We start from the raw sequence: 12,353 nt of genomic DNA on the forward strand, positions 1-12,353 counted from the left end.
GGTGTCAGTCCGGTCGCGTACGGTGAAGTCACACAGCGCACCCGCCCCCTCTCACCCCCCTCCAAGGAGTCCCTGGTGCCCGTTCTGCCCGGAGCCGAGCCGTTCCGCCACGAGGGCGGAGAGGTCGGTGTCCTCCTCTGCCACGGTTTCACCGGTTCCCCGCAGTCGCTGCGCCCCTGGGCCGAGTACCTCGCCGAGCGCGGCCTGACGGTGTCGCTGCCGCTGCTGCCCGGACACGGGACGCGCTGGCAGGACATGCAGCTCACGGGCTGGCAGGACTGGTACGCGGAGGTCGACCGGGCGCTGCGCGAGCTGCTGGAGAGCTGCGCGCAGGTGTTCGTCTTCGGGCTGTCGATGGGCGGTGCGCTGACCCTGCGGCTGGCGTCCAAGCACGGTGACGCGATCAGCGGGATCGTGCTGGTGAACCCGGCCAACAAGGTCCACGACCCGCTGGCCTTCGCGCTGCCGGTGGCCAAGCACGTCATCCGGTCCACGCCGGGCATCGCCAGCGACATCGCCAAGCCGGGCTCGGACGAGGTCGGCTACGACCGGGTCCCGACCCGGGCCGCGGACTCGCTGCGCCGCTTCCTGCAGCTCGTGGACGCCGAGCTGCCCCAGGTCACCCAGCCGCTGCTGCTCCTGCACAGCCCGCAGGACCATGTCGTGCCGCCGGTGGACTCGGCGCGGATCCTCGCGCGGGTGTCGTCGACGGACGTGACCGAGACCCTGCTGGAACAGAGCTACCACGTGGCGACGTTGGACCATGACGCGGAGCGCATCTTCGCGGACAGTTTGGCGTTCATCGGCCGGCTCGCGGAGAGCGTCGGCAGGGAGGGAGCTGGGACCGGTGGCTGAGCACGAGGAGCCGGAGCCGTCGGGCGGCGTCCCGCCGCTGGACGAGGAGGCGGCGTGGGCCGCCATCGTCGCGGGGTACGGGGAGGAGCCGCCGGACCCGCCGGGCTCGCGGCCGTTCAAGCCGATCGAGGACCTGCTGCTGCCGGAGGAGGACGTGCAGCCGGAGCCGACGGATCCGCCGGGGAAGGACGCCCCCGTGGCCGAGGCCGGCAAGGACGGCAAGGACGGCAAGGACGCCGAGAACTCCAAGGACGGCAAGAACGCCAAGGATCTCGGGAAGGACGGCGAGGAGCCCCCCGCCGCCCCGGCCGCGCCGGTCCCCCTGGGCGGCTCGGTGACCTTCGCCCCGGGCGTGGGCAAGGGCCCGCGCGACCACTCCCTGGCGGACCCGGACGACGGCCCGGACGCGGCGGACGAGGGCCACTTCGTCCAGCCGGACCCGCCGCTGCCGGAGGCCGACACCACGGCCAAGTTCGCCTGGCTCGCGGTGGTCGGCGGCCCGGTCCTGCTGCTGCTCGCGGTGCTCTTCCAGTGGGAGATGACCTGGTGGCTCACCACGCTGGGCATCGGTGGCTTCCTGGGCGGTTTCGCCGCGCTCGTGGCGCGCATGGCGCACGGTGACGACGAGGACGACGACCCGGGCCGCGGCGCCGTCGTCTGACCCCGCCGCGCCCCGGACCGCGGCGCCGTCGTCCGGCCCCGCCCCCGGCCGGAGGTCCCCTACGGCGCCCGCAGGCGCAGGGCGGCGAGGACCGGGAGGTGGTCCGAGGCGGCCTTGAGGTCGGCCTCCGTGACACCCGGCAGGCCGAGCGGGACGCCGCAGCCCAGGACCTCCACGTCGCGGGTGGCGAAGACGGCGTCGATGCGCCGGGTGTCGAAGGTGTGCTCGCCGCCCCAGGGGGCCGTCGCCCAGCAGTCCTGGAGGTGCTCCGCCAGCCGCCGGAAGGCCGGCCCGTCGGGAAGCTCGTTGAGATCGCCCGCCGCGATGCCGTACGGGGCGTCCATCGCGGCGAGCCGGTCCAGCAGCAAGCCCGCCTGTTCCCGGCGCTCGGCCGCCTGGAGCGAGAGGTGGGTGGAGATCAGCGCCATCCTGGCGGCCCCCACCCGCACGACGGCCGTCGCGAAGCCGCGCCGGTGCAGTCCCGGGGTGAGCGGGAGCAGCACGTCCTCGGTGCGTTCCACGAAGACCCGCAGGCTGCACAGCAGCAGCGGGCCCGCCGCGGTCGCGCCGCCCGTCAGCACGACGAGGTCGCTCTTGGCGGCGAGCCGCGCCGCGTGCTTGCGCCAGCGGAAGAAGCGCGGCGCCTCCTGGACGAAGACCAGGTCCGGCGCGCACGCCCGGATCACCCGGGCCAGCGCCTCCTCGTCGTCGCGCAGGGAGCGGATGTTGTAGCTCAGGACGCGGATCACCGCGGAACCGTCGTCCTCGGTCACGGAGTTGGGCAGGTCCATACGCGGCAACATACGCAGCTGCCCGCCGCGGCCCCAGAGGGCGCGGCGGGCAGTCGGTCACGGATCCGGTGGTGATCAGCCCTGGCGGGCCAGGTCCGCGGCACCGACCAGGCCGGCCTTGCCGCCGAGCTGCGCGGCGAGGACCTGCGCGTGCGGGCGCCAGGCGCCGCCGATCAGCCAGCGCTTGAAGGACTTGCGGATCGGGTCGAGGACCAGGTCGCCCTCGTCGGAGACGCCACCGCCGACGATGAACGCCGACGGGTCGAAGAGGGAGGCGAGGTCGGCCAGACCCGCGCCGGCCCAGCGGGCCAGCTCGCGGAAGGAGTCGACGGCCACCGGGTCGCCGGCCCGCGCCGCGGTGCTGACGTGCTTGCCCTCGATGCCCTCGGGGGTGCCGTTGCCCAGGCCCAGCAGGATCTGCGCCTGCTCCGGGGTGGCCTTGGCGCGCTGCTGGGCGTACCGCACGAGCGCGCGGCCCGAGGCGTACTGCTCCCAGCAGCCCTGGCTGCCGCAGCCGCACAGCAGGCCGTCCGGGACCACCCGGATGTGGCCGAACTCGGCGGCGACGCCGAACCGGCCGCGGCGCAGCTTGTTGCCGATGATGATGCCGCCGCCCAGGCCGGTGCCGAGCGTGATGCAGATGACGTCCTCGTGGCCCTGGCCGGCGCCGAAGCGGTACTCGCCCCACGCCGCGCAGTTGGCGTCGTTCTCGACGACGACCGGCAGCCCGATGCGCTGCTCGACCTTGTCCTTGAGCGGCTCGTGCCGCCAGTTGATGTTCGGCGCGAAGAGGACCGTCGCGCGCTTGTCGTCCACGTAGCCGGCGGCGCCGATGCCGACGGCGTCGATGGTGTGGTTCCTGCTGACCTCGGATACGGCGGCGCAGATCGCCTCCGTCACGCCGTCCGCGGTCGGCGGGGTGGGCACCTTGTACGTCTCAAGGATGGTGCCCTCTTCGTCGACCACGCCGGCCGCGATCTTCGTGCCGCCGATGTCGACGCCGATGGTGAGTCCCATTAGTCCCTCGGTTTCCGGTCAAACCCCGCCATGGCCCACCGTACCCGAGGGCGGCGGATCCTCAGTCGAGATCGATCCGCTCCGTCGGGCCGCTGCCGCCCTCGTCGTCACCGGTGTCCCGGGGGTCGCGGGCGTCGCCGGCGGGCCGGTCCGCTGGCCGGTCCGCGGGCCGGGCGGTGCTGTCGTCGCGGGTCCAGCGCCGCTCGTGGCCCTCGACGGCCGAGCGGTAGGCGGCGAGCAGCTCGGTGCCGGCGGCGGCGAGGTGGTCGAAGACCTCGGGATTGCGCTCGATCACGGGCTTGGCGGCGCTCTTCGCCTGGTTGACGAACTGGCGCACGGCACCCTGCGCGGCGACGCCGAAGACCGGGTTGCCGCCCAGTCCGCCGACCTTGTCGGCGACCGCCTCGAACAGCTTGAACAGCTCCTCCGCCGCGGTTCCGGTCGGCCCGGCCCCGCCGCCCTGCTCCGACCTGCGGCGCTCGCGCTCAGCGGCGAGGTCCTCCGCGCAGGCCTTGGCCCAGGCGTCGTCGTCGAAGGGGTGGTCGGTGGCCTCGCTCATGGCGGACGCTCCTGCGGAGGGTGAGGGCTGACACCTTCGACGGTACCGGAGCTACGCGGGAGCCCGGTCGGCCCTCGGCCACAGGGCCGGGTCCGGGGTGAAGCGGATCCGGAGCTCGCCCTCGGCCAGTGCCGCTCCGGAGACCGTGCAGCGGCGCAGAGCGGAGGGAAGGGGAACGATCCTGCGGTACGGGCCCGCCGTCAGCAGGAGCTCGTCACCGCGCCGGACCAGGTCCAGGTCCCGCTTCTCGGCGCCGGGCAGCGGCACGGTCCACACCAGCACGCCGTCCGCGGCCAGCCGGTCCTCGACCGCCCAGGCCGGGCGGGGGGCCGCCCGGAGGGTGCCGGGGTCCAGGAGGGCCAGGTCGGCCGGCCCGTGCGGGTCCCGGCCCAGGTGGGGCAGGGTGCGGGCGCCGGGCCACCGGTCGAGGTACGTCGCCTGCTGGGCGGCCAGCCCCGCCAGCCACGGGTCGGAGGAGCCGGCGGGCACGGTCCGGTTGGCGACGACGGATTCCAGCGGGAGCTGCTGGAGCGCGAGGCCGAGCACGGCCCGGCGCAGGGCGTCGGCGCCCGCGGGTCCCGGCTCGGCCACCAGCCGTACGGAGGTGGTGGGCGCCTCGACGACGGCCTGGACGGCGGCCAGTTCCTCGTCCCAGCGGGCGGCGGCCTCGTACAGCCACTGCGCGGGCATGGGCACCCCGGCGAGCTGCGCCAGGACGGGCCGCAGGGCGCGGGCGGCCTGCCGCTCGGCCGGGAGCAGCCGGGTCAGGTAGCGGCGCAGCTGGGCCGGCAGGGCCAGGGTGGCCAGTGCCTGGGGGACGGCCGGCAGGTCGACGACGACCAGGTCGAAGCCGTCCGCGGCGGCGGCCCGGCGCAGCGCGCGCAGCAGGGCGAACTGCTCGGCGCCGGGCAGCTCGGTGAGTTCCTCGCCGACCAGCGCGCGGGCCCCGAGCATGCCGAGCACGGCGGAGCCGCGCTCCTGGAGGGCGACCAGTTCCGCGCGGAACTCCTCGCCGGAGTCGATCCGGCCCCGCCACAGTCCGTCGCCGACGGGTACGGCGGCCAGGCCGGGCGCGGCCTCGGCCCCTGCGCCGGTGGCCGGGCCGAGCAGGGCGCCCATCGGGTCGCCGGGGTCCGCGGAGAGGACCAGGACCCGCTGCCCGCGCCGGGCCGCGGCGGCCGCCGTGGCGGCGGCGAGGGTGGTGCGGCCGGCCCCGCCGGGCCCGGTGACGAGCAGAGTGCGCATGGTCAGACGGACTCGACGCGCTTCTTCAGGCCGGCCAGCGCGCGGTCGATGATGACCTTCTCGGCCTTGCGCTTGATCATGCCGAGCATCGGGATCTTGACGTCCACGGTCAGCTGGTAGGTGACCTCGGTGCGGGTGCCGCCCTCCAGGGCCTTGAGCAGGTAGGAACCGTCGAGCTGGCGCAGCATCTGCGACTTGTCGAGGGTCCAGCTGACCTCGTCCGTGCCCTTCCAGGTGTAGGCGAGGGTGTGGTCGTCCTTGATCGCGCCGGCGTCGAGCAGCAGCCGGACCTTCTCGGCGCGGCCCTGGGCGTCGGTGGCCAGTACCTCGGCCTCCTTCACCTCGCCGGTCCACTCGGGGTAGCGGGCGAAGTCGGCGATCACGGCCATGACGTCGGCCGGCGCCGCCTCGATCGTGATGCTCGAGCTGGTGTGTTCCGCCATCGCGGTGGCTCCTCCGGGCTGGGGGCACCTCCCAGCGGCAGCTGGGGGAGTTCGAGGAAATGTGCGGCCTCCGGCCGTCGCGTGAAGGCTACCGCGCGTGCGGACCCGGCCACTGCGCGAGTCCCCCTCACCGACGGCGGGAGGTCACCACTCCAGGGCCCAGGGGCGTCCGGTGGCCGCGAAGTGGCCGACGTTGACGCACTCGGTGGCGCCGATGCGCATCCGCCGGGCCAGGGGCTGGTGGACGTGTCCGAAGAGGGCGTAGCGGGGCCGGGTGCGGCGGATCGCGGCGAGCAGGGCGGCGCTGCCGCGTTCGAAGCGGCGGGCGACGGTGTCGTAGCAGAGCTCGGGCACGTCCGGCGGGATGTGCGAGCACAGGACGTCGACCTCGCCGAGCGCCTCGACCTTGGCGGCGTACTCCTCGACGCCGACCTCGTACGGGGTGCGCATCGGTGAGGGCAGGCCGCCGCCGACGAAGCCGAAGACGCGGCCGCCGATCTCGACGCGCTCGCCGTCGAGGACGGTGGTGCCGCGGCCGGCGTACTCGGGCCACAGGGCCGGGATGTCGACGTTGCCGTAGGTGGCGTACGTGGGGGTGGGGAAGGCGGCGAACATCTCGGCGTACTGGCGGCGGACCGCGCCCTCGATGACCTGTTCGCGGTCGGGGTTGCCCGGCAGGCCCGCCCACAGCCGGCGGCCGAACTCCCCCGCCTCGGCGAAGCGGCGCTCGGTGCGCAGGGCGACGATCCGGTCGGCGTTCTCGACGCCGAAGAGCTCGGGGAAGATGCCGCGCGAGTGGTCGGCGTAGTCGAGGAAGAGGACGAGGTCGCCCAGACAGATCAGGGCGTCGGCGCCGTCACCCGCGCGAGCGAGGGCTTCGGTGTTGCCGTGGACGTCGCTGACCACATGGACCCGTGTCCCACCGGCACCCGTGCCGCGTTTCGTACCACCCATGCGGACACCCTAGGCGGGGCGCGGCGGTCTGAACAGGGCGGACACAGGCCACCGGACCTGCGGTTACTTCCGAGTCGTGGCGGGGGTGAACTAGTGTCGTGCCGTAATGGCGGCGTCGTGTGACGCATGGAACATCTGGCCGGTTCCCTCTATCGGAACCCACTACCGATGGGTAACGTCCGGTCGGTCCGCACCGTGGCGATGGCGCCCCAGAGGAGCAGCAGTCTTGCGCGAGTTCAGCCTTCCGGCCCTGTACGAGGTCCCGTCGGACGGGAACCTGACGGATCTCATCCGCCGCAATGCCGCGCAGCATCCGGACACCGCCGTCATGGCCCGCAAGGCCGGCGACGGCTGGCAGGACGTCACCGCGACCGAGTTCCTGGCCGAGGTGCGCGCCACCGCCAAGGGGCTGATCGCGGCCGGTGTCCGCCCCGGCGACCGGGTCGCCCTCATCTCGCGCACCCGCTACGAGTGGGTGCTGACCGACTTCGCGATCTGGAGCGCCGGCGGCGTCACCGTCCCGGTGTACGAGACCTCCTCGCCCGAGCAGATCCAGTGGATCCTCTCCGACTCCGGCGCGGTCGCCGCCGTGGTCGAGAGCGCGGCGCACAGCGCCGCCGTGGAGTCGCTGCGCGAGACGCTGCCGGAGCTGCGCGAGGTCTGGGAGCTGGACCGGGGCGCGGTGGAGTCGCTCAAGGCGGCGGGCGCGGGCGTCTCCGACGCGGAGGTCGACGAGCGCAGCGGCCTGGCCAACGCCGACGACCCGGCCACGATCGTCTACACCTCGGGCACCACCGGCCGCCCCAAGGGCTGTGTGCTGACCCACCGCAGCTTCTTCGCCGAGTGCGGCAACATCGTCGAGCGGCTCAAGCCGCTGTTCCGTACGGGCGAGTGCTCGGTGCTGCTGTTCCTGCCGGCGGCCCACGTCTTCGGACGTCTGGTCGAGGTGGCGGCCGTGCTGGCGCCGATCCGGCTGGGCTGCGTACCGGACATCAAGAACCTCACCGACGAGCTGCAGTCCTTCCGGCCCACGCTGATCCTCGGTGTGCCGCGCGTCTTCGAGAAGGTCTACAACTCGGCGCGCGCCAAGGCGCAGGCGGACGGCAAGGGCAGGATCTTCGACGCGGCGGCCGACACGGCGATCGCGTACAGCAGGGCGCTGGACACCCCGCGGGGCCCGTCCTTCGGCCTCCGGCTGAAGCACAAGATCTTCTCCAAGCTGGTCTACAGCAAGCTGCACACGGTGCTGGGCGGGCGCGGCGAGTACGCGATCTCGGGCGGCGCGCCGCTGGGCGAGCGGCTCGGCCACTTCTTCCGCGGCATCGGCTTCACCGTGCTGGAGGGCTACGGCCTGACGGAGTCGTGCGCGGCGACGGCCTTCAACCCGTGGGACCGGCAGAAGATCGGTACGGTCGGCCAGCCGCTGCCGGGCTCCGTGGTGCGGATCGCCGACGACGGCGAGGTGCTGCTGCACGGGGAGCACATCTTCCAGGAGTACTGGAAGAACCCGACCGCGACCGCGGAGGCACTGGCCGACGGCTGGTTCCACACCGGCGACGTCGGCACCCTCGACGAGGACGGCTACCTGGCCATCACGGGCCGCAAGAAGGAGCTCATCGTCACGGCGGGCGGCAAGAACGTCGCCCCTGCGGTGATCGAGGACCGGATCCGGGCGCACGCGCTGGTCGCGGAGTGCATGGTGGTCGGCGACGGGCGGCCGTTCGTCGCGGCGCTGGTCACCATCGACGAGGAGTTCCTGGGCCGCTGGGCGGCGGAGAACGGCAAGCCGGACGGGGTCACGGCGGCGCAGCTGCGCGAGGACGCGGAGCTGATCGCCGCCGTGCAGAAGGCCGTCGACGACGGCAACGCGGCGGTGTCCAAGGCGGAATCGGTGCGGAAATTCCGCATTCTGCCCTCCCAGTTCACGGAGGAGTCGGGCCACATCACGCCGTCGCTGAAGCTGAAGCGGAACGTGGTGGCGAAGGACTTCGCGGACGAGATCGAGGCGCTGTACCGCGGCTGACGGCCCGCCCGCGGGCGTCCGGCGGTGCCGGTCGGCGCGGATCGGTGCGGGTCGGTCGGCGCGGGTCGGTCAGCGCGGGTCGGCCAGGATCCGCGCCATGTTCCGTTCGGCGAGCGCGGTGATGGTGACGAAGGGGTTGACCCCGAGCGACCCGGGGACCAGGGAGCCGTCGACCACGTACAGCCCCTGGTACCCGGCGACCCGCCCATAGCCGTCGGTGGCCCGGCCCAGCAGGCAGCCCCCCAGCGGGTGGTAGGTGAAGGTGTCGGCGAAGGGCTTGTTCTCGCCGAAGAGGTCGTAGCGGTAGATGGTCACGTTGGCCCGGTTGACGCGGTCGAAGAGGCGTTTGGCGGCCTGCACGGACGGGGTGTTCTGCTCGCGCCGCCAGACCAGCCGGGCCGCGTCGGTGGCCGCGTCGTAGGTGAAGTGGCCGCGCTCGGGGTTCTTGGTGATCGCCAGGTACATCGAGATCCAGTGCTCCAGGCCCATGGGCAGCGGGGCGATCTCGGCGAAGACCGGGTTGCCGGCGTTGTCCCAGTCGTCGATGCCGAGCGCGGGCATGGTGGCCTGGTGGGCGCCGACGGTGTCCCAGAGGTGGTTGGCGCGGGCCGTCATGACGTTGCCGTTGGGGCCCCAGCCGAGCCCGACCTGCTCGCTGAGCGCGGGCAGGGTGCCGCGCTCGCGGGCCCGCAGCAGGATCTCGGTCGTGCCCAGGCTGCCGGCGCCCAGGAAGAGCTGTGCGCAGCCGAGTTCGCGGGTCCCGGTGACCTGGCCGGCCAGGTCGATGGTGCGGACGGTCAGGACGTAGCCCCCGGCCGGGTCGGGCCGTACGCCGACCACCTTCTGGAGGGTCTCGATGGTGACGTTGCCGGTGCCGAGGGCGGCCGCCAGGTAGGTCTTGTCCAGGCTCCTCTTGCCGTGGTTGTTGCCGTAGATGACCTCGCCGGCGAGGGCGGAGCGCGGGACCTGGCCGGCGGCCTCGCGCCGCATGTAGCCGAAGTCGTAGACGTTGGGGACGAAGACGGTCCGCAGGCCGGTGTGGTGCGCGTGCTTGCGGGAGACGCGGGCGAAGCGGTACCACTCGGTGGACTCGAACCAGGCGGGGTCGATGTCGTTGACGCCCAGCATCCGGCGGGCGAGCGGGTAGTACGTGCCGTACATCTCGTCGGCGTCGACGCCGGGGAAGACCTCCGTGAAGTACGAGCGCCGCGGCGTCGGCGCCATCCCGCCGTTGACCAGCGACCCGCCGCCCACCCCGCGCCCCACGTAGACGGACATGTCCCCGTGGTGCACGCGGTCCAGCACCCCCGGGTAGGGCGAGATGTTCCGGTTGACGACGTCCAGCCAGAGGAACGTGGCCAGGGGCGCCTCGGTGCGGGTGCGGAACCACATCGAGCGATGGTCGGGCGCGGAGGTGGACGGGAAGACCTTGCCGTCGGGCCCGGGGGTGTCCCACAGCCGGCCCATCTCCAGGACGACGGTCCGTACGCCGGCCTGCCCGAGCCGCAGGGCGGCGACCGCGGCCCCGTAGCCGGAGCCGACGACGACGGCGGGCGCGTAGTGCGCGGCGGCCGGTTCGGCGGCCGCCGCGGCGGCCGGGCCGATGCGCGTGAAGCCGAGGGCCGCGGCGGTCTGGAGGGCGCCGAGCCCCAAGAGGTGACGACGCGTCAGATGAGGTGTCATGGCCGCATCATGGGCGGAATCCGGCCGTCCGCCCAGACGCGGCATTGACAGACATCCGCGGAACAGTCGGACGTGGCGGAGGATCACGGACCCGTGCGCGACGGCCCGATCCGCCGCCCGGCGCGGGACGCGCCCCCGGCCGGCGCACCGGCCGCGCGTACGGCATCGGCGGCCGCGCGTACGGTGTCGGCAGTCGACCGTACGGCGTCGGCGGCGGTCAGAGCAGCTCGCGCAGGCGCTCCGCCAGCAGGTCCCAGCGCCACTTCTCCTCGACCCAGGCGCGCCCGCGCTCCCCCATCCGGGCCCGCAGGGCCGGGTCCTTCAGGAGGGTGATGATCCGGTCGGCCGAGTCCTCGGCGACGTCACCGCGGACCACCCAGCCCGTCTCGCCGTCCAGGACGGCGTCGGGCGCGCCCCCGGAGTCGCCCGCGACCACGGGCAGGCCCGTCGCGGAGGCCTCCAGGTAGACGATGCCCAGGCCCTCGACGTCCAGGCCACCGCGCCGGGTGCGGCACGGCATCGCGAAGACGTCACCGGCCCCGTAGTGCGCGGGCAGCTCCGACCAGGGCACCGCGCCCGTGAAGCGGACCGAGCCCGCGACCCCGGTCTCGGCCGCCAGCTTGCGCAGCGCCTGCTCGTACGGGCCGCCGCCCACGATCAGCAGCACCGCGTCGGGCACGGCCGCCAGGATGCGCGGCATGGCGAGGATGAGCGTGTCCTGGCCCTTGCGGGGCACCAGGCGCGAGACGCACACGACGACCGGCCGGTCGGCCAGGCCCAGCCCGGCCCGGACCCCCTCGCCGCCCGAGCCCGGGTGGAAGGTCTTCTCGTCCACGCCCGGCGGGAGCTGGACCATCCGCGCGGCCGCCGCCGGCGTCAGCGCCGACGCGATCCGGCTGCGCGTGTACTCGCCCAGATAGGTGATCGTGTCCGTGCCCTCGCCGATCCGGCGCAGCAGCTGCCGGGAGGCGGGCAGCTGCGCCCAGGCCGCCTCGTGGCCGTGGGTGGTGGCCACCAGCCGCCGGGCGCCCGCCCGCCGCAGCGCCGGTCCCATCAGGCCCAGCGGGGCCGCGGCCCCGAACCACACCGACTCGCAGCCGTGCTCGCGCAGCAGCTCCACGGCCCGCCGGGTCACCCGCGGCGTCGGCAGCAGCATGGTCGTACGGTCCCGGACGACCTCGAACGGCTGCTCCGCGTCGAAGGCGGCCGTCGCCCGGTGGCCCTCGGCGCCGCGCTTCCAGGTCGAGGCGTAGACGACGACCCGGTCGGGATCCAGCCGCAGCGCCATGTTGTGCAGGAAGGCCTGGATGCCGCCGGGGCGCGGCGGGAAGTCATTGGTCACGATCAGCGTCTTGTGCATCGTCCGCCGACAGTACCGTGCGCAGCTCCGCCCGCCAGGCCTGGGTGAGGCCGGGCAGATCCGTGCCCAGGGTGCGGCGCAGTGCCTCGGGCAGCGGCTCGCGGCCGGCCGCCTCGTACAGGGCGACCAGCGCGGCCTCGCCCCAGCGCGCCGCGATCAGGCGGCAGGCCAGCCAGGCCCCCTCGTAGGCCCGCGCCGAGGCCTGCGCCTCCCCGCCGAAGCCGAAGGCCTCGTCCGCGGGCAGCGCCGGCGGGAGCTGCCCGGCGCGGACCGCCCGGGCCAGGGCGGGGGCGGCCCGCGCCGGGACGTCGTCCGCCGAGCCGCGGTACGCCGCCCAGTCGGCGAAGCCCTCGGACAGCCACAGCGGGGTGCGCTCCGTCGTCGCCGCGCGCGTGGCGACATGGGTGACCTCGTGGGTCAGCACGATCCGCCGGCCGGCCCCGGACAGCTGGGCGTACGCCTGCGGGTTGACCACCACCCGGTCCGCGGGCGCGGCCCCGGCAGCCCCGGCGGCGGTGGTGACGGCCGCCGTCCCGGCGTACTGCGACGCCGGCCGGCCCAGCAGGGCGGCCATCGCGTCGAGGGAGCCGGGGACCAGCACGACCACGCGGCCCGCCCAGGGCCGGGGCCAGGCCGAGCCGGGGGCGGGGGCCCCCCCCGCCCCCGGGCCCCCGCCCCCCCCCCCCCCCCCCCCGGCCGGCCCCGGGCGGCGCCCCCCCCGGGGGGGGGGGGGGCCCCCCCGGGCCCCGGCCCGGGGCCCCC

The 12,353-nt window shown here is 74.4% G+C and carries 12 protein-coding genes; 3 read left to right on the forward strand and 9 right to left on the reverse strand.

The features are described 5' to 3' along the window. Positions 1–75 precede the first annotated feature (75 nt). Both ACZ6KO_RS09615 and ACZ6KO_RS09620 read left to right on the forward strand, forming a co-directional pair. Positions 76–855, forward strand: coding sequence for an alpha/beta hydrolase (locus tag ACZ6KO_RS09615; RefSeq protein ID WP_469302323.1), 780 nt, complete (start codon positions 76–78; stop codon positions 853–855). Beyond that, positions 848–1,516: a hypothetical protein gene (locus ACZ6KO_RS09620; protein WP_469302325.1), complete on the forward strand. Its 669-nt coding sequence runs from the start codon at positions 848–850 to the stop codon at positions 1,514–1,516. Before ACZ6KO_RS09615 ends, ACZ6KO_RS09620 begins: the two co-directional genes overlap by 8 nt. Before the next feature lie 59 nt (positions 1,517–1,575). Here ACZ6KO_RS09620 and ACZ6KO_RS09625 read toward each other — a convergent pair whose 3' ends face one another. From ACZ6KO_RS09625 to ACZ6KO_RS09650, 6 genes are all read right to left on the reverse strand, one after another. Then, a complete protein-coding gene (locus tag ACZ6KO_RS09625) occupies positions 1,576–2,307 on the reverse strand; it encodes an endonuclease/exonuclease/phosphatase family protein (protein WP_469302328.1) in 732 nt (243 codons plus the stop codon). A 75-nt stretch (positions 2,308–2,382) separates the two neighbouring features. Further along, positions 2,383–3,324, reverse strand: a complete 942-nt coding sequence (locus ACZ6KO_RS09630; RefSeq protein WP_469302330.1) for an ROK family glucokinase — start codon at positions 3,322–3,324, stop codon at positions 2,383–2,385. A 61-nt stretch (positions 3,325–3,385) separates the two neighbouring features. Beyond that, positions 3,386–3,883 (reverse strand): DUF5304 domain-containing protein, encoded by a 498-nt coding sequence (locus ACZ6KO_RS09635; RefSeq protein ID WP_469302332.1) that lies wholly within the window; start codon positions 3,881–3,883, stop codon positions 3,386–3,388. Between the two features lie 51 nt (positions 3,884–3,934). After that, positions 3,935–5,128, reverse strand: coding sequence for an ArsA family ATPase (locus ACZ6KO_RS09640; RefSeq protein ID WP_469302336.1), 1,194 nt, complete (start codon positions 5,126–5,128; stop codon positions 3,935–3,937). Between the two features lie 2 nt (positions 5,129–5,130). Further along, a complete protein-coding gene (locus ACZ6KO_RS09645; protein ID WP_401447854.1) occupies positions 5,131–5,571 on the reverse strand; it encodes an SRPBCC family protein in 441 nt (146 codons plus the stop codon). A gap of 144 nt (positions 5,572–5,715) precedes the next feature. Further along, the gene (locus ACZ6KO_RS09650) at positions 5,716–6,525 is read right to left on the reverse strand and encodes a metallophosphoesterase family protein (RefSeq protein WP_469302340.1); all 810 of its coding nucleotides are present in this window, start codon (positions 6,523–6,525) and stop codon (positions 5,716–5,718) included. 226 nt (positions 6,526–6,751) lie between these two features. Between ACZ6KO_RS09650 and ACZ6KO_RS09655 the strand changes: the two genes are divergently transcribed. After that, positions 6,752–8,548 carry an AMP-dependent synthetase/ligase gene (locus ACZ6KO_RS09655; protein WP_469302343.1) on the forward strand — a complete coding sequence of 599 codons (1,797 nt, stop codon included), beginning with the start codon at positions 6,752–6,754 and terminating at the stop codon, positions 8,546–8,548. 69 nt (positions 8,549–8,617) lie between these two features. On the opposite strand, the gene ACZ6KO_RS09660 is transcribed toward ACZ6KO_RS09655, so the two are convergent. The 3 genes from ACZ6KO_RS09660 to ACZ6KO_RS09670 form a co-directional block, all read right to left on the reverse strand. Then, positions 8,618–10,231 (reverse strand): GMC oxidoreductase, encoded by a 1,614-nt coding sequence (locus ACZ6KO_RS09660; protein ID WP_469302347.1) that lies wholly within the window; start codon positions 10,229–10,231, stop codon positions 8,618–8,620. A gap of 217 nt (positions 10,232–10,448) precedes the next feature. After that, on the reverse strand, positions 10,449–11,591 hold the full coding sequence (locus ACZ6KO_RS09665; RefSeq protein ID WP_469302351.1) for a glycosyltransferase family 4 protein: 1,143 nt from the start codon (positions 11,589–11,591) through the stop codon (positions 10,449–10,451). Further along, positions 11,563–12,198 (reverse strand): hypothetical protein, encoded by a 636-nt coding sequence (locus ACZ6KO_RS09670; protein WP_469302353.1) that lies wholly within the window; start codon positions 12,196–12,198, stop codon positions 11,563–11,565. Before ACZ6KO_RS09670 ends, ACZ6KO_RS09665 begins: the two co-directional genes overlap by 29 nt. Positions 12,199–12,353: the final 155 nt, after the last annotated feature.

This window comes from Streptomyces sp. NPDC042102 (genome assembly GCF_055582305.1).